Origin of the sequence: Rhodococcus sp. C-2 (assembly GCF_027854095.1) — a bacterium.
Classification (GTDB): domain Bacteria; phylum Actinomycetota; class Actinomycetes; order Mycobacteriales; family Mycobacteriaceae; genus Rhodococcus_F; species Rhodococcus_F qingshengii.
Map to the genome: position 1 here is coordinate 149544 of NZ_JAQGFI010000006.1, position 17617 is coordinate 167160.

General features: G+C 64.2%; 13 protein-coding genes. 4 read left to right on the top strand and 9 right to left on the bottom strand.

Annotated features, from left to right (window positions below):
• Positions 1-34: 34 nt before the first annotated feature.
• From purH to PCS43_RS14600, 4 genes are all read right to left on the bottom strand, one after another.
• Entirely contained in the window at positions 35-1594 is a 1560-nt protein-coding gene (gene purH / locus PCS43_RS14585; protein ID WP_003946407.1) for a bifunctional phosphoribosylaminoimidazolecarboxamide formyltransferase/IMP cyclohydrolase, read from the bottom strand.
• Positions 1587-2306, bottom strand: a complete 720-nt coding sequence (gene purN / locus PCS43_RS14590; RefSeq protein WP_030534875.1) for a phosphoribosylglycinamide formyltransferase — start codon at positions 2304-2306, stop codon at positions 1587-1589. Before purN ends, purH begins: the two co-directional genes overlap by 8 nt.
• Positions 2307-2312: 6 nt before the next feature.
• Entirely contained in the window at positions 2313-3845 is a 1533-nt protein-coding gene (locus PCS43_RS14595) for a cell division protein PerM (protein WP_064444234.1), read from the bottom strand.
• Between the two features lie 121 nt (positions 3846-3966).
• Entirely contained in the window at positions 3967-5007 is a 1041-nt protein-coding gene (locus tag PCS43_RS14600) for a DUF5336 domain-containing protein (protein ID WP_030534877.1), read from the bottom strand.
• 86 nt (positions 5008-5093) lie between these two features.
• Here PCS43_RS14600 and PCS43_RS14605 point away from each other — a divergent pair, with 86 nt between their 5' ends.
• On the top strand, positions 5094-5729 hold the full coding sequence (locus PCS43_RS14605) for an IMPACT family protein (RefSeq protein WP_003946418.1): 636 nt from the start codon (positions 5094-5096) through the stop codon (positions 5727-5729).
• Between the two features lie 42 nt (positions 5730-5771).
• Here PCS43_RS14605 and sucD read toward each other — a convergent pair whose 3' ends face one another.
• The 3 genes from sucD to PCS43_RS14620 all read right to left on the bottom strand — a co-directional run bounded on the left by sucD (position 5772) and on the right by PCS43_RS14620 (position 9880).
• Positions 5772-6674, bottom strand: coding sequence for a succinate--CoA ligase subunit alpha (sucD, locus tag PCS43_RS14610; RefSeq protein WP_003946432.1), 903 nt, complete (start codon positions 6672-6674; stop codon positions 5772-5774).
• Positions 6675-6689: 15 nt separating this feature from the next.
• Positions 6690-7859 (bottom strand): ADP-forming succinate--CoA ligase subunit beta, encoded by a 1170-nt coding sequence (gene sucC, locus PCS43_RS14615; RefSeq protein WP_064443901.1) that lies wholly within the window; start codon positions 7857-7859, stop codon positions 6690-6692.
• A 179-nt stretch (positions 7860-8038) separates the two neighbouring features.
• Positions 8039-9880 carry a hypothetical protein gene (locus PCS43_RS14620; RefSeq protein ID WP_253741274.1) on the bottom strand — a complete coding sequence of 614 codons (1842 nt, stop codon included), beginning with the start codon at positions 9878-9880 and terminating at the stop codon, positions 8039-8041.
• Between the two features lie 232 nt (positions 9881-10112).
• Here PCS43_RS14620 and PCS43_RS14625 point away from each other — a divergent pair, with 232 nt between their 5' ends.
• Positions 10113-11135 carry a M23 family metallopeptidase gene (locus PCS43_RS14625; protein WP_030534879.1) on the top strand — a complete coding sequence of 341 codons (1023 nt, stop codon included), beginning with the start codon at positions 10113-10115 and terminating at the stop codon, positions 11133-11135.
• 78 nt (positions 11136-11213) lie between these two features.
• Here PCS43_RS14625 and pcrA read toward each other — a convergent pair whose 3' ends face one another.
• Complete coding sequence (gene pcrA, locus PCS43_RS14630; RefSeq protein WP_003946394.1) at positions 11214-13706, bottom strand: DNA helicase PcrA; 2493 nt, start codon at positions 13704-13706, stop codon at positions 11214-11216.
• Between the two features lie 316 nt (positions 13707-14022).
• Between pcrA and PCS43_RS14635 the strand changes: the two genes are divergently transcribed.
• A complete protein-coding gene (locus tag PCS43_RS14635) occupies positions 14023-14340 on the top strand; it encodes a chorismate mutase (protein WP_209909599.1) in 318 nt (105 codons plus the stop codon).
• A gap of 74 nt (positions 14341-14414) precedes the next feature.
• On the opposite strand, the gene PCS43_RS14640 is transcribed toward PCS43_RS14635, so the two are convergent.
• Positions 14415-15869, bottom strand: a complete 1455-nt coding sequence (locus PCS43_RS14640) for an NAD-dependent succinate-semialdehyde dehydrogenase (protein ID WP_007727613.1) — start codon at positions 15867-15869, stop codon at positions 14415-14417.
• Between the two features lie 92 nt (positions 15870-15961).
• On the opposite strand from PCS43_RS14640, the gene pgi reads away from it, so the two are divergent.
• The gene (gene pgi, locus PCS43_RS14645) at positions 15962-17617 is read left to right on the top strand and encodes a glucose-6-phosphate isomerase (RefSeq protein ID WP_007727615.1); all 1656 of its coding nucleotides are present in this window, start codon (positions 15962-15964) and stop codon (positions 17615-17617) included.

Sequence of the window (17617 nt, forward strand, 5' to 3'; positions counted from 1 at the left end):
GTTGAGGAGTCGAGGCCCGCTACCGACGCAGGGGTCAGTGCGCGAAGTGGCGCGCACCGGTCAGATAGAGAGTGACACCGGCTTCCTTGGCTGCGGCAATCACTTCGTTGTCGCGAACCGAACCACCCGGCTGCACAACAGCCTTGACGCCGGCGTTGAGCAGCACCTGCAGACCGTCAGGGAACGGGAAGAACGCGTCCGAAGCCGCAACCGAACCTACGACGCGGTCACCGGCTCGCTGAACAGCCAGATGCGCTGCATCGACGCGGTTGACCTGGCCCATGCCGACGCCGACAGAGGCACCGCCGGAGGCCAGCAGGATCGCGTTGGACTTCACCGAACGGCTGGCGCGCCAAGCAAATTCGAGGTCAGCGAGAGTCTCGGCATCGGCAGCCTCACCGTTGGCGAGGGTCCAGTTGGCCGGGTTGTCGCCGTCGGCGTCCAGGACGTCGCGCTGCTGGAGCAAGGTACCGCCAGAGATCGGACGCAGTTCGATTCCGGTAGCGGTCGGAGCGGCTGCCTTCAGAACACGAATGTTCTTCTTACGCTGCAGAACCTCGACAGCTCCGTCTTCGTACGAGGGCGCGATGACGACCTCGGTGAAGATGTCGGCGATCTGCTCGGCCAGTTCGACGGTGACCTCGCGGTTGGCAGCGATCACACCACCGAAAGCACTGACCGGATCGCATGCATGCGCCTTGCGGTGGGCGTCGGCGATGTCGGTGCCGATGGCGATGCCACACGGGTTGGCGTGCTTGATGATTGCGACGGCCGGATCAGTGAAGTCGTACGCTGCGCGCCACGCTGCGTCGGAGTCCGTGTAGTTGTTGTACGACATCTCCTTGCCGTGCAACTGCTCCGCCTGAGCCAAACCTGCAGGCGCAGCCGGGTTTTCGTACAGCGCGGCGTCCTGGTGCGGGTTCTCGCCGTAGCGAAGAACAGCGCTGCGGTTCCAGGTCGCACCGACCCAGGCCGGGAACAGCGAACCGTCCTCGTCAGCTGCGATCGTGCTCGTCATCCAGCTCGCAACCGCGACGTCGTACGACGCAGTGTGCTGGAAAGCCTGCGCCGCAAGCACAGTGCGCTCACGCAAGGTGAATCCGCCACCGGCAACGGCAGTCAGGACGTCGGCGTACCGAGCCGGATCGACCACGACGGCAACCGACGGATGGTTCTTGGCTGCAGCACGCACCATCGACGGGCCGCCGATGTCGATCTGCTCGACGCACTCGTCCGGGCTAGCGCCCGAGGCAACCGTCTCGGTGAAGGGGTACAGGTTCACGACCACCAATTCGAAGGTCGCGATGCCGAGTTCCTCGAGCTGAGCGAGGTGATCCGGCTTGCGGGTATCGGCGAGAACGCCGGCGTGGACGCGCGGATGCAGCGTCTTCACACGGCCTTCGAGGCATTCCGGGAATCCGGTCAGAGCCTCGACCGGGGTCACGGGGATTCCGGCGTCGGCGATCTTCGACGCGGTCGAACCGGTCGAGACCAACTCGACACCGGCCTCGTGCAGGCCCGTGGCCAGCTCGATCAGACCACTCTTGTCGTAGACGCTGACAAGTGCACGGCGCACAGCCTTGCGTTCACTCACTGGGGATCACGGCCTTTCGTCCATCGGAAACCACTCCGCGCGTAGCAACAGCGGCGATGACGTCCGCCAACAACCGTCGCTCCACAATTTTGATGCGTTCATGCAACGAAGACTCGGTGTCGTCGTCATGCACCGGCACAGCTTCCTGCGCCAAGATCGGCCCGGTATCAACTCCGCCGTCGACGAGATGCACCGTGGAACCGGTGACCTTCACGCCGTACGCCAGAGCGTCGGGAACCGCGTGCGCGCCGGGAAAGGCAGGCAGCAACGCGGGATGAGTGTTGATGATTCGGCCGCCGAAACGCTCGAGAAAGCTGGGGCCGAGGATTTTCATGAAGCCTGCACTGACCACGAGATCGGGTTCGTACTCGGCCACTGCTGCTGTCAGCGCCTCGTCCCAGGCGGCACGATTTTCGTAGGTCTTGATCGAGACCTTGAAGGACGGGATCTTCGAATCCGCAGCGTGCTCGGCGGCGAGGCAGTCACGATCTACACCGACGGCAACGATCTCGGCGGGGTATCCCTCGGCATGCGAAGCGTCGATCAGCGAAGTCAGCAGGGTTCCCGCGCCGGAAGCGAGTACGACTACCCGCGCGACAGAGTCGCGAAATTGGACCCTGTCGGGCATTGTCGGCTGCGGATTGTCGGCCGAGGCAGTCAGCGCACTACTCCTGAGAACTGGAAGATGATGCGGCCGGAGTATCGGCCGCATGACAGCCTAGTCGCTGGACTCCTGCGGCTTCGAGGGCAGGTCGGTCTCCGGCTCGGCCCCGGCTGTGGGGTCCGCCTCGGGTGCCGCGACAACCTCCGCGTCGACTACTTCGATCTCGACGGTTTCCTCTGTCACTACCTGCACGGGTTCGCCTGATTCTTCGACAATTTCGGCTTCGACGACCTTGGTCACTACCACCGCAGATTCCTGGGCGAGCACTTCGTCGGCGTTTTCGTCGTCCTCGCCATCCGTTGTGGCCGCGGCCGTGATCGCAAGTTCGGGCTCGGATTCTCGAGCCGGTTCAGCCGTCGGCGGCGCAACCTCGTCCTTCATGTGTCCGCGGTGTGAGAACCACATCGCGAACAGCGCCGAGACGGTTCCGAACAATCCCAGCCACGCAAAAGTTAGAAGACCGAAGCCCCACCACAGGACCTCGACGGTGCCGAACTGCCCGAGGTCTCCCCCCGCAGCAAGGGCAAGCAGAGCCATGACGACGCCGGCACCGGCAGCTGCCGTCAGCACTGCGAGCACACTGTCCTGCCCGGCGATGCGTCGAGCGCAATCACGGCCGAGCATCACACCCACCGCAGCCGGAACGATCAACAGCACCGGCCAGATTCCGCCGGCGACGCCTTCCGGAACCGCTCCGAGAAGGGGCAAGGGTGGCAGATCTCCACCGATGTTGCCGAACACGCTGATGGAGACGTTTCCGAAATCGGCCGTCGATCCCGTCATCACCGCGGCTGCACCGACCACGAGGTTCGGCAGATAGAGCAGCGACAACACCGTCAATCCCAGTACGCCGACAAACCCGTTGCCGCGTGCGAGTAGGTCACCGACCGTCGACCACGACACGAGTAGTGACACCACGACGGCCACGGCGCCCGCAGCCAGCAGCGCTGCCGACGCGGCCGCGGCCGGACGAACAGCGGCAGATGCCCACGGCGGAATCTCGGCGACGACGCGATCCCAGTGCGCAGCAGCAACACCGACGGACGCGGCGATCAGGTGAATCCCGGCGACCCAGCCGAAAGCGGCCAACGTGTTGGGGCTCGACAGCGGAATTGCCGCGGAGGCGTCGGCGACAACGGCGAGAGCGATTGCCGTGATAGTCAACGGCCCGGCTACTGCCGCCCCCACCAGGCGGAGGGTGTCGTCACGGGAGTCGGTGTGCACCGCAGTCGACGCGCATCGGCGTGCGACCACCCACATCATGACCGCCGTTGGAAGCAGTGGCAGTACACCGAGTTGGACGCCGCTGATAGTCGCCGGCACCTGGTGGATGACCAACCAGGTGGTGGCAATGGCGCCGAAGGTTCCGGTCAGATCGCTGCTCGCCGATACCAAAGTGACCACGACGACAGCCGCGATCAGCAGCATCGTCAGGCCCGACGGTCGGAAGGCGACGGTCAGCAGCTTGCGCGCCAGGTCCGGGTTCGGTCCCGGGCGACCGCCGCCGACGCGGCCGCTGCCAGTACGACCACGTCCGGGTCGTGAGGACGTGGGACGGGACCGGGTGCCATCAATCAAAGAACTCATCCCCTCGAGGGTTTCACTCGACAGTGCGCCGCGCACTCAGGCGCGCCGTCGGGCTCACGGAATGTGGCCTCCACCCGCAGCGGGTCGGAGGCCACATTCATGTTCGTGAAACGAAGAAGTACTACTGCTGACGCTCGTCGGGGTTCTGCGAGCCGAAGACCTTGGTCTCGGCCGCGGAATCGCTGCTGCCCTGGTCAGGTTCCGCAGACGGCGTCGGCGCTTCGAAAGTGGGCGGCTCGAAGCCCGTCGGCTGCTCGGTCGAGCCAGTCTGCTGCTGGTTGTACGGCTGGCCGTAACCGCGTGGAGCGGTGAACTGATCCGACGAGTAACTCGGGTTCGGCTGGCCACCGGGCTGAGAGGTCAGCGGATAGTAAGACGACGTCGTCGCGGCCGACGAGTCGGTCTGTCCGGGATTCTGCACAGGGTTCTGACCGTATGGAGGCGCAGTCTGGCCGTAAGGCTGCGAAGCGGTCGGGTCTGTGGGGGCGGCGTGCGCTCCCCCGTATCCCTGCTGCTGCGCCTGCCCGTACTGCGGATTCTGCTGGTACTGGCCCGGCTGCTGAGCCTGCTGAGGCTGGCCGTACTGAGCCTGTCCGTATCCCTGTGGCTGACCTGGCGCCTGCCCCGGCGCCTGGCCGTAAGGCTGCTGCTGACCGTACTGCTGAGCTACCGGTCGGGGCGCGGGCGCCTTCAGGATTCCGATCTCGAACAACAACGCGGCGACTGCGACGACGGTCTGCACGAACGAGAGGATCAGCACGATGATCAGGCCCCAACCGAGGCTGATGTCGACGTAGTCGCTGGTACCGACGGAGAACGCGGCGAACACCAAAGCGAAGAAACCCGTGAGGGTGAGCGCTGCGGCAATGCCTGCATACGACTGCTTCGGGAGCAGCGAGACGCCTGCGACCACACCGCCGGCGAAAACGAATCCGAGGCCGTAGATGCTCGATTCGAAGAAACTCGAACTGGTATCCAGGCCGCTACCGATGCCGCTGCTGCTTCCACTGATCGACGTGAAGGGCGCAAAACCGAGCAGGAAATTGATCAGGCCGAGTGCCGCGACGGCGATGAGCAGGATGAATCCGAGATTCTTGGTTCCACCGCCCGCTGCCGGCTGATTCGGTGGCCCGAAGCTGGGCCCTTGCGGCGTGAACGTCATGACTTCTCCTCGTAGACGGTCTTCGATGGTTACCAGCGTATGTGTCTCGACTTCGCACGCTAACACCGACAGGAGACAATGGGCAGATGCCCTTCACCCTCGCGCCCGGCGCCGACCACGTCGTCGAAACCGAGGTGAAGCACTCACGATTCATCGCCGCGCTTCACCGGGTAGACGACGCCGAAGCCGCCACGGAGTTCGTCGCGGAGCAGAAATCGCTGTATCCCGATGCGCGCCATCATTGTTCGGCTTTCGTGATCGGATACGAGGCGAACTCACGCGTCGAGCGTGCACACGACGACGGTGAACCGGGCGGCACTGCCGGGGTGCCGATGCTTCAAGTTCTCAAGTCTCGAGATCTGGTCGATGTGATTGTTGTCGTCACGCGCTATTTCGGCGGAATCAAGCTCGGCGCCGGTGGATTGGTCCGCGCGTATTCGGGAGCGGTCTCGGTGGCTCTCGATTCGGCCGAGCTTGTGGCCAGGGAGAGAAAGGTCCTGCGCACTTTGGCGATCCGGCACTCAGAGGCCGGTCGGGTGGAAGCGGAGCTGAGAGCGCGGGGCGTCTCGGTGCTCGGAACTACGTATGGATCGAAGGCGGTGATGACGCTCGCCGCCGGTGACGCCGACGATCTCGATTCGATCGTCGCATCCATCACATCCGGTGCCGGGCAGTTGGAACCTGCCGGGTCGATGTGGGTCGATACCACTGTGCGTGGTTAAGGAGTCCGGAGACTCCCTAACCACGCACGGGGGCGAAGCCCCTTACAGGGACTGAAGAATCTCGCGAGCGAGAGCAGCGGTAGCGGACGGCGTCTTGCCGACCTTCACGCCTGCAGCTTCGAGAGCTTCCTGCTTTGCCTGAGCAGTTCCCGAGGAACCGGAGACGATGGCACCGGCGTGGCCCATGGTCTTGCCTTCGGGAGCGGTGAAGCCTGCCACGTAGCCGACGACCGGCTTGGTGACGTTGGCCTTGATGTAATCGGCTGCACGCTCTTCGGCGTCGCCACCGATTTCACCGATCATCACGATGACCTTGGTCTCGGGATCCTTCTCGAACGCCTCGATGGCGTCGATGTGGGTGGTTCCGATGACCGGGTCGCCGCCGATGCCGATGGCGGTGGAGAAGCCGAAGTCACGGAGTTCGTACATCATCTGGTAGGTCAGGGTGCCCGACTTGGAGACCAGGCCGATGGGGCCGGTGCCTGCAATGTTGGCGGGCGTGATGCCGACGAGAGCCTCACCCGGGGTGATGATGCCGGGGCAGTTCGGTCCGATGATGCGGGTCTTCTTGCCCTTGGACTCGTTGTACGCCCAAGCGTAAGCGGAGTCCTGAACCGGGATGCCCTCGGTGATGACCACGAGGAGCGGGATCTCCGCGTCGATGGCCTCGACGATGGCGTCCTTCGAGAAGGCCGGGGGAACGAATGCGATGGAGACGTCTGCGCCGGTCTCCTTGATTGCCTCTTCGACCGTCGCGAAGACGGGGAGCTCGACAGGGGAACCGTCAGCTGCAACGTGCGAGACCGTGGTGCCGGCCTTGCGAGCGTTGACGCCGCCGACGACCTGGGTGCCGGCCTTGAGCATCAGAGCGGTGTGCTTGGTGCCCTCGCCGCCGGTGATGCCCTGGACGATGACCTTTGAATCCTTGGTGAGGAAGATTGCCATTGTTCTGTGAGTCCCTTACTTCGCTGCGTGAGCGAGTTCGGCGGCCTTGTCGGCGGCCTCGTCCATGGTTGCGACGACCGTGACCAGCGGGTGGTTGGCCTCGGCGAGGATGCGACGACCCTCTTCGACGTTGTTTCCGTCCAGGCGAACGACGAGCGGCTTGTTGGCCTCGTCACCCAGGGTCTTCAGTGCGCCGACGATGCCGTTGGCAACTGCGTCACACGCGGTGATGCCGCCGAAGACGTTGACGAACACGCTCTTGACCTGTGCATCGTTGAGGATGACATCCAGGCCGGCAGCCATGACTGCAGCGGAAGCTCCGCCGCCGATGTCGAGGAAGTTGGCGGGCTTGACGCCACCGTGGTTCTCGCCGGCGTATGCGACGACGTCCAGCGTGGACATGACCAGGCCTGCGCCGTTGCCGATGATTCCGACCTCACCGTCGAGCTTGACGTAGTTGAGGTCGTTTTCCTTGGCCTTGAGCTCGAGGGGATCGGTAGCGTCGCGATCCTCGAATACCTCGTGGCCGGGCTGACGGAACGCTGCGTTCTCGTCGAGGGTGACCTTGCCGTCGAGGGCGAGGATCTGATCGTCAGGCGTACGAACGAGGGGGTTGACCTCGACGAGGAGTGCGTCTTCGCCGATGAAGACCTCCCACAGCTTCTGGATCGTCACGGCCGCTGCGTCGAGCACCTCTGCGGGCAGCTTTCCTGCCTCGGCGATGCTGCGCGCGAACGCGAGGTCGACGCCCTTGACTGCGTCGACGGGGATCTTGGCGAGAGCGTCGGGGTTCTCCTCGGCGGTGACCTCGATCTCGACGCCACCCTCTACCGAGCACATGGCCAGGTAGGTGCGGTTGGTGCGGTCGAGCAGGAAGGAGATGTAGTACTCCTCGGCAATGTCACTTGCCTCTGCGACCAGCAGCTTCTTGACGACATGGCCCTTGATGTCCAGGCCCAGGATTGCCTCGGCGTTTGCCACTGCGGCATCCACGTCGGGCGAGTACTTGACGCCACCGGCCTTGCCGCGGCCGCCTACCTTGACCTGTGCCTTCACCATCACGGGCTTACCGATTTCTTCGGCAATCTCGCGTGCGCCGGCGACTGTGTCTGTAACACGTCCAGCCGAAGTCGGCACTCCGTGCTTGGCGAAGAGTTCCTTCGCCTGGTATTCGAAGAGATCCATCTGCTCACCGTCTCGTCTGCGTTGTCACCCGCTCGAGGGGTAGGAGCGGGTCTGTTCTGGACTTTAACCAGTTGCCGCGTTCGGTTTGCGCCCGCATTGATGCTATGTGGCCCAAGTCACGCGCAATTGCCCGATGAGGCACGCCTCACCGATTCGGCAAGGTGGCCACACCGAATTTGTCAAGCATCAGTCTCACTGATTCTTGCGCTCGAGAACGCTGCAACGAGAAGCAACACTATGCCCGTGGCCGCTGTGATCGCACCCACCCCCACGGTTGCGTCCGATATGCGCGATGACGTGAGCGGCCACTCACCGACGTACACCAGAGCTGCCACGGCAGATCCGATCAGCAATGCCGCGCCCCGCGACGGCCGCGCGGACGCTGCGATCACAGCGGCGATCACGACGGTGACGCCGACGAGCAGTTGACCCCAGACGTCAATTCCCCACGGCCACTCCAGAACTGAGGCCGCCGTATAGGCGTCGCCCTGATAGAGGGGAAGCGCGGTTCCGATCAGGACAGCGACGGCGCCGATCCCACCGACGATAAGCACCAGCCCTCGCGAACCGCCACCTACCGACGTGTCGACATCCTCACGCTCGGCGCTTCCCGCCAGCCAGACGAGCAGTCCCGTCGCCGCAGCGAGGAAAGCCGCGCCGCAGAGCACGAAGGCACCGGCCCCCAACCCGACGCCCGGTACGTCCGTGGCGATGACAGCCGACTGCATGACAGCGGCGACTCCCATCACGACCGTGGTCCACAACACGCCGACGGCCGGCCGCACCACCGCGGCGCGGCCCGGGGCGAACAAGCCCAGACCGGCGACCAGCAGTACAGCAGCCGCGAGCAAGACAACTCGAGACGAGAGCATGGACGGTTCGGGGATGTTCTCCGGCAACGACAGGACCGGAAGTGCCACCCCCAGGGCCGCCACTGCTGCGGTGACAACTGCGCCGATACCGGCAACGCGGTGAAGTCTGTTCACCCGCGCTTGCGCCGCCCGGGACTGAGCCACCATCGCCGCTTTCAGCGCACCCTTTGTCGTCTTCGCGGGTGCGCGAACCACACTTTCAGCGGGAATCGCATCTCTTTCACGCCTGGATGCGAGGTAGGGAGCTGAAACTCCGATCACGGCGATGACCACGGCGGCCAGCGCCCCGACCACCGATCCCGAACCGACGCCGATCCGATCGCCGGCCGCGAACCCAGCCATCACCCTGGTTCCACTGACTGCGAGTGCGCCGAGACCGACACCGATCAGGGCGCCGCAGCCCACCGGTAGCGAGATGGACGTCAATGCCGCCGCGACCGCAACGAGTACCGCGACGCCGACCAATCCCGTACCGACGGCGGTGGCCGCCGCCGAGTCGACGAGCGGTTTGACCAGAAAGATCGGATCCTGCGAACTGAAGGAAGGACCGAACAGGGAGAGCACGAACACCACCGCGGCCAGAATCAGCAGCGCTGTCGGCCACCCACCGATCCGCCCGCCAACCGATCGCCCGTCGAATTCCGCGGCGCGAGCGCTGCCGTATCCGTCCCGCTCCGATTCACGATGGACGACCATGAAGCCGAGGACACCGGACACCACAAGAAGTCCGTGGCCCGCGAGCGCGAGATAAGCGCCCGGACCCGCATCGATCGAACCCGCCGAAATCGGACGGAAAAGGTCCAAGCGGTTTGCATCGATTGCGTCGACGAACAACTGAACGTCGAGGATCGCCGCGCCGAGGGACACCGCGCCGATACCTGCCAGGAGTCCACCTGCGAAGGCGGGCCTGCGCCCCGAGGTGAGCACCGCAACCAGCGGCACGACGATCGTGCAGACGGCAGCGAAGAGAGCGGCGGAAGCAAGAGCCCCCGTCGTGTCGACCCCGCGGCCACTCCCGACTCCGACGACGGGACTGGCTGCCACTCCGACGGCACCGAGCAGTCCGATTACCGCCGCGAGTGGCGCCCCGGACTTCACTCCGGGGTCGTCGATACGCGCCTGCGACGTAGTTCCAGGTGTTGTGGACACTCGATCGACGGTAGTGCCTGAATGGACCGGTGATCCGGTTGTGACACGCGCGATCACGAAACGAGATGATTCGTCCGTTTTGCCCGGATCGACATATTCCCAGGTCAAGCTGTGAGGCACGTCACATAATCGGACAGGTTTCCGCTACGGCTTGCGCCCATCGCAATCATTTCGTTACCGTCAGTCGGTCTAAGTCACGGGCTGATCACGAACTCGAGGAGAGAACCGGCATATGCATCACCGCAGCCAGTTCACCGCTAGTAGGTTCTCGAACTCAGCTCCAGACGAGGTCACGACCACTTATCCAACGCACTCGGCCAGGCGTTACACCGAGACCAAAAGTTCTGAGATCTCTACCGATATGTTCACTCGAAATTCATCCTCCACGTCGTCAGATTCCGACTCTCACGAGTTCGTCGAGTCCGACGTGATCAGCACCCCCACTTACGCCTCCTCCGCACCGACAGTCGATGTCGAATCTCCGGTTCGCCGCAGCGGTGCTCACCGACTCCCCACCCCTCCCTCCGCTCTCAAGGGCCGCGCCGCCGTTCTGGCAGTTGCAGCCGGCGCGGTTGTCGCCGCGGGCCAGGCAGTTGTCAACGACGGTTCCTCTTCTGCCGCCGACCACTCGGAAGTTGCACTCGCCAACGAGTCCTCCGCGATCGGTACCACCGCAGAACCGCAGGCCGCTCAGTTCGCTCCGGCCACCTCCACGGCAGCCACCACCGAGGCCGACGCTCCGCAGGTCCTCAACGTCGCAGCGCCGACCGACCTCTCCCAGTTCAGCAACCTGCTTGCCAAGGGCCAGCGTTTCAGTGACGAGCGCGCAGCACGCGAAGCCGCTGCCCGTCGCCCGCTGTTCGTCCTGCCGGCAGTGGGCACGTTCACGTCCAACTTCGGCACCCGCTGGGGCACCCTGCACGCCGGCGTCGACATCGCCGCCCCGATCGGGACGCCCATCGTCGCCGTCGCCGACGGCAAGGTCATCGATTCAGGTCCGGCTTCCGGGTTCGGCATGTGGGTACGCCTACAGCACGCAGACGGAACGATCACCGTCTACGGCCACATCGACACGTCCACCGTCACGGTTGGTCAGCAGGTCATGGCCGGCGACCAGATCGCCACTGTCGGCAACCGCGGCTTCTCCACCGGCCCGCACCTTCACTTCGAGGTTCATCTCGCCGGCGAGAACAAGATCGATCCCCTCCCCTGGCTCGCCTCACGCGGCATCAGCCTCGGCGTCGAGCAGGACTGATCGCAAGCCCAACGCTTCTGATGAAAAACTTCCGGCCCGCACCTTTCCAGGTACGGGCCGGAAGTTTTTGCCTGTCTTCTACAGCTTGACCATCGGCACACCGCCGATGAGCATCAACCGCACCTTGCCCGCGCTACCGAAGTCGATGGTGACCGTCGCGGTGGGGCCAGTGCCCTTGGTTTCCAACACGGTGCCCAGACCGTACTTGTCGTGACTGACGCGGTCACCCGTGGCGAGGACCAGAACGTTGTTGCGGCCACGCGCGGCCCCGAAACTGGGAGTCGACGCGGCCTTGCCGGACCCTCCCCCGTAGTTCTGCCCGCCGCCGTATCCCTGGCCGCCCTGGCTGCCGTAGCGGCTTCCGCTGCCGTAACCCGGCCTGCCGCTTCCGAATCCGCCACCGGTGCCCGGATCCTCACGGCGCCAGTTGATCAGGTCCTCCGGGATCTCCTGGATGAACCGCGACGCCGGGTTCTGGATCGGTTGCCCCCACGCCGAACGCATGATCGCGCGCGTCAGGTACAGGCGCTGCCTGGCACGGGTGATGCCGACGTAAGCAAGTCGACGCTCTTCGGACAGCTCCGCCGGATCGCCGAGGGCGCGCATGTGCGGGAACTGCCCGTCCTCCCAACCGGTGACGAAGACGACCGGGAACTCGAGGCCCTTGGCGGTGTGAAGCGTCATCATGGTCACGACGCCGTCGTCGGAGTCCGGCAGTTGATCGGCGTCGGCGACAAGCGATACCCGTTCGAGGAAGGCGGCAAGCGAACCCGGATCGGGTTCACCTTCACGCATTGCTGCGGTTTCCTCGTCGTCCGGATCGATCAGCCCGGCCGCGTTTCGCGCGTCGGAACTGAATTCCCTTGCCACGCTGACGAGTTCGTTCAAGTTGTCGAGTCGCGCGCCATCCTGCGGATCGCTGCTCGCCGCAAGCTCGGCGCGGTAGCCGGTGCGCTCGAGCACCGCCTCGGCAACCTCACCGATGTCACCGAGCTCGAACGGTTCGTCCTCGTCGGCGGCCGCTGTCGGTAGCAGGGCCCGCAGCCCGTCCATCATCTCGAGGAACGACGCGATGGCCTTCTGTGACCGCGTATTGAGCAGCGCCACTTTGCCTTCCGCGCCGTCACGGAGAGCGGCGGCGAAGCTGATGTTGCGATGCTCGGAGTGCACGGCGACGCAGGCTTCGGCTCGATCACCGATACCGCGTCGGGGCGTGTTGAGAATGCGTCGCAGGCTCACGGTGTCGTCCTCGTTGGCGAGGACGCGCAGATACGCGACGATGTCCCGAACTTCCTTGCGCTCGTAGAAGCGAACGCCGCCGACCACCTTGTACGGCACTCCGAGTCGAATGAAGATCTCCTCGAGCGCGCGCGAGGAGTTGTTGGTCCGGTAGAACACCGCGATGTCGGCGAACTTGGTCTCGCCCTGGTCCACCAGCCGATCGATCTCCGAGGCGACAAACGATGCTTCGTCGTGCTCGTTGTCTGCAACGTAGCCGACGATCAGTTCGCCTTCACCCGAATCGGTCCACAGACGCTTTTCTCGTCGGCCGGTGTTCTTGGAAATCACGGAGTTGGCCGCAGACAGAATGTTCTGCGTCGAACGGTAGTTCTGTTCGAGAAGGATGGTCCGAGCATCCGGGTAGTCGCGTTCGAACTCTTCGATGTTGCGGATAGTGGCTCCGCGGAACGCGTAGATCGACTGATCGGCGTCACCGACGACGCACAGTTCGGCCGGGGCAACGGCGTGGTCGGACTCGCCGGCACCGCCGACCAGTTCACGCACAAGCATGTACTGCGCGTGGTTGGTGTCCTGGTACTCGTCGACGAGCACGTGACGGAAGCGGCGGCGGTAGTACTCGGCGATCTGTGGAAACGCCTGAAGAAGCGCGACGGTCTCACCGATGAGATCGTCGAAGTCGAGTGCGTTCGCCGCACGCAGCCGCTGTTGGTAGTGGCCGTAGACCTTGGCGATCAGTCGCGGAAGTTCGGCCGGATCCTGATCGGCTGCGACAACCGCCTCTTCCGGTCCGACGAGTTCGTTCTTCAGGTTGGAGATGTGAGTGGCGAGAAGCCGCGCGGAGAATCGTTTGGTGTCGAGCTCGAGGTCCTTCGAGATCATCGTCAGCAGTCGACGCGAATCGTCGGAATCGTAGATCGAGAAATTCGAGTTCAAACCGGGCAGGAGCGCCGCCTGTGCTCGCAGGATCCGCACGCAACTGGAGTGGAACGTCGATACCCACATGGCGTTGGCACGCGGTCCGACAAGAGCTGCCACACGCTCGCGCATCTCGGCCGCAGCCTTGTTGGTGAACGTGATGGCCAGGATCTGACCGGGGGTGACACCCCGTTCGGCCAACAGATAGGCGATGCGACGCGTCAGCACTGCAGTCTTGCCCGAGCCGGCTCCCGCGACTATCAGCAACGGCGAACCGGCATGGACCACGGCCTCGCGCTGTTGCGGGTTGAGACCCTCGAGGAGGGCGTCCGAACCCGCGTCGTGTCCCCGCGCGCCGCCCCCGTCGTGCTGGGAATGTCCGTCGTGCTCACCGAGTGCTGGGTACGTGTTCATCGCCTGTCCACGCTACCGGCGTCCACCGACACGGTCGTCAGTGCGTCCACCTGCTGGTAGAGGCACTTGGATTACCTGTGTCGAGCATGGCAAACTGGACGCTATGTTCAGCATTTCCGTTCGCGACAACACGGCCGACCCCGTCGGCCCGCTGTGGCGTTACTTTACGTGCCCCGGACCTCGGTGCACGTGATCTGAACAGCTCACCCGCCCCTGGTCCGAATCGGATCCGGGGCATTTTCGTCAGTGTGCCTGGATCGGTAACGACCCGAGCCGAGACCACGATCCACGCAGTAGGAAGAGGAGACGAATAGCAATGAGCACCCAGGCTGCAGCCCCCCATGGAAATACTGTCGATACTGCTCCGACAGACGTCGAGATCCCCCAGAGTGAGGCGGAGATCGACGAACTACGGAAAGAAATCGACCGTCTCGACGCCGAGATCCTCGCGGCCATCAAACGTCGCTCCGAGGTCTCCCAGATCATCGGCCGTACCCGGATGGCATCGGGTGGTCCGCGTCTGGTGCACAGCCGCGAGATGAAGGTCCTCGAACGATTCAACGAGCTGGGCCAGGAAGGCCACACCCTCGCGATGCTGCTCCTGCGCCTGGGCCGCGGACGCCTGGGCCACTAGCGCACGACCTGTTCACTTGCGAACGGCCACATCGGATGCCTCTGGCAGTCCCGATGTGGCCGTTCGCGTGTGTATCAGCTCTCGAGCGCGATGTACTTCGTGTTCAGGTATTCCTCGATCCCCTCGGTCCCGCCCTCGCGGCCGAATCCGGATTCCTTCACGCCACCGAACGGCGCTGCCGCGTCCGAGATCACTCCGCGGTTGACGCCGATCATTCCTGATTCCAGTGCGTCGGAAACCCGAAGCGCACGGTCGAGATCCCTCGTGAAGATGTACGCGGCCAGTCCGAACTCGGTGTCGTTGGCGGCTGCGATTCCCTCGGCTTCGGTGTCGAAGCCGGTGATCGCGGCGACGGGTCCGAACACCTCTTCTTTCAGAATCCGCGCGCTGGCCGGAACGTCTGCCAACACCGTGGCTGGATAGAAGTACCCTTCACCACCCGGCGCTTCGCCGCCCAGTCGCACCTTCGCCCCGGCATCCACCGCATCTGCAACCAACTCCGCGACCGTGTCGAGTTGGTTCTGGTTGATCAGCGGGCCGAGCTTCGTCTCCGGGTCGGTACCGGGTCCCATCGTGAAAGTCGCCATCTTCTCGGTCAGCTTGGTCGTGAACTCTTCACGCACGGCGTTGGCGACGTGGAACCGGTTGGCGGCGGTGCATGCTTCGCCTCCGTTGCGAAGCTTCGCCAGTACCGCGCCCTCGACTGCCTTGTCGACGTCCGCGTCGTCGAACACCACGAAGGGTGCGTTGCCACCCAATTCCATCGACGTGCGGAGCAATCGCTTCGCGGACTTCTCCACCAGCATCTTGCCGACGCCGGTGGAGCCGGTGAAGGTGAGCTTGCGCAGTCGAGGGTCGTCGATGAGAGGGCCGGTCACTTCACCGGATTTCGATGTCGGCAACACCGAGAGGACTCCGTCGGGCAACCCGGCTTCGGCCATGAGCTGAGCAAGCAACAACATCGTCAACGGGGTCTCCGAGGCAGGCTTGACGATGATCGTGCAGCCGGCGGCCAACGCCGGGCCGATCTTGCGGGTACCCATCGCCAACGGGAAATTCCAGGGAGTGATGGCCAGACACGGTCCGACCGGCGCCTTGGTGACAAGGATCCGGCCGTTGCCCGCCGGGGCCGGCGTGTAGCGCCCGCCGATGCGAACGGCCTCCTCGCTGAACCACCGGAAGAACTCCGCCCCGTACTTCACCTCGGCGCGACTTTCGGCGAGTGCCTTGCCCATTTCGAGGGTCATCAGCAGCGCCACGTCCTCGGCTCGCTCGGTGATCTTCTCGAAGACGGCTCGCAGGATTTCACCACGCTCGCGCGCAGGTGTGCTCGCCCACTTCGACGAGACGGCGACGGCTTCGTCGAGAGCGCGCAGCGCGTCCGCGGGGCTCGCATCGGCGACATCGGTCAACGATTTCCCGGTCGCCGGATCCGCCACCGGGAAGGTCGCGTTGTTCTCCGCGGGCACGAACCGACCGCCGACGAACAACTGGGTGGGAACTGATCGAATGAATTCGAATGTGTCCATGGGTTCCATGATGCTCGTCGGAGCCGCGTCCGTCTGCCCGCGAGCGAGACTCACGCGGAAGTTTCCAGCTTGTGCCACTAAAGTCGATGATCGTGAGCACTGACATCACCGGAACCTCAGCCTGGCAGAAACTGCGCGCTCATTACGCCGACATCGAAGGCGTTCACCTGCGAGAACTCTTCCAGGACGATCCAGCCCGCGGGCGAGAGCTGACGATCGACGCCGGTGATCTTCACATCGACTACAGCAAGCATCGCGTCAGCCGCGAGACTCTCGCGCTGCTCGTCGACCTGGCCCGCGAGGCCGGCGTCGAGGCACGACGCGACGCGATGTTCGCGGGCGATCACATCAACACTTCCGAAGACCGCGCCGTACTGCACACAGCGCTGCGTCTGCCCAAGGATTCTGCGCTGACCGTCGACGGTCAAGACGTCGTCGCGGACGTTCACGAAGTTCTGGACGCGATGGGCGCTTTTGCCGATCGTGTGCGCAGCGGCGAGTGGACCGGAGCTACCGGCAAGCGCATCCGCACCATCGTCAACATCGGCATCGGCGGTTCCGACCTCGGGCCGGTGATGGTCTACCGCGCATTACGGCATTACGCCGACGCCGGAATCAGCGTCCGGTTCGTCTCCAACATCGACCCTGTCGATCTGGTCGGGCAGCTCGACGACCTCGATCCGGAGACGACGCTCTTCATCGTCGCATCCAAGACGTTCTCCACCCTCGAGACCCTCACCAACGCGACAGCGGCAAAGCGTTGGCTGTTCGCCGGTCTGGGCAGCGAAGACGTCTCGGCCGTAGCCAAGCATTTCGTCGCAGTCTCCACCCACGGTGACCGTGTGGCGGAGTTCGGCATCGACACCGCGAACATGTTCGGGTTCTGGGATTGGGTCGGCGGGCGCTACTCCGTCGACTCGGCGATCGGCTTGTCGGTCATGTGTGCCGTCGGACCGGTTCGCTTTGCGGAGTTCCTCGACGGTTTCCACCAGATCGACACGCACTTCCGAAACCAACCGCTCGAGCAGAACGCGCCGGTCCTCCTCGGCCTCATCGGGCTCTGGTATTCCAACTTCTTCGGCGCACAGTCCCGCGCAGTTCTGCCCTACTCCAACGACTTGCTGCGCTTTCCCGCCTACCTGCAGCAGCTGACCATGGAGTCCAACGGCAAATCGGTTCGCGCCGACGGCTCACCGGTGACCACGTCCACCGGTGAGATCTTCTGGGGCGAGCCCGGAACCAACGGCCAACACGCCTTCTACCAACTCCTGCATCAGGGCACCTGGCTGGTGCCTGCCGATTTCATCGGGTTCGCGGAATCCACCGACGATCTGCCTACTGCGGACGGCACGGGATCAATGCACGATCTGCTCATGAGTAACTTCTTCGCTCAGACAAAGGTTCTCGCGTTCGGGAAGACTGCCGAAGAAATCGCGTCAGAGGGCACTGCTCCGGAGCTGGTGCCACACAAGGTGATGCCAGGCAACCGACCGTCGAGCACTATCTTGGCGAAGGAGCTGACCCCCTCGGTCGTCGGTCAGCTGATCGCACTTTACGAGCACCAGGTATTTGTCGAAGGTGCTGTCTGGGGTGTCAATCCGTTCGATCAGTGGGGCGTCGAACTCGGCAAGACACAAGCCATGGAACTGGGGCCTGCGCTCTCTTCCGAAGCAGCACCCGGCGACCTCGGCGACACATCCACAGATGCTCTGGTGCAGTGGTACCGCAGAGAGCGCGGACGGGCCTGA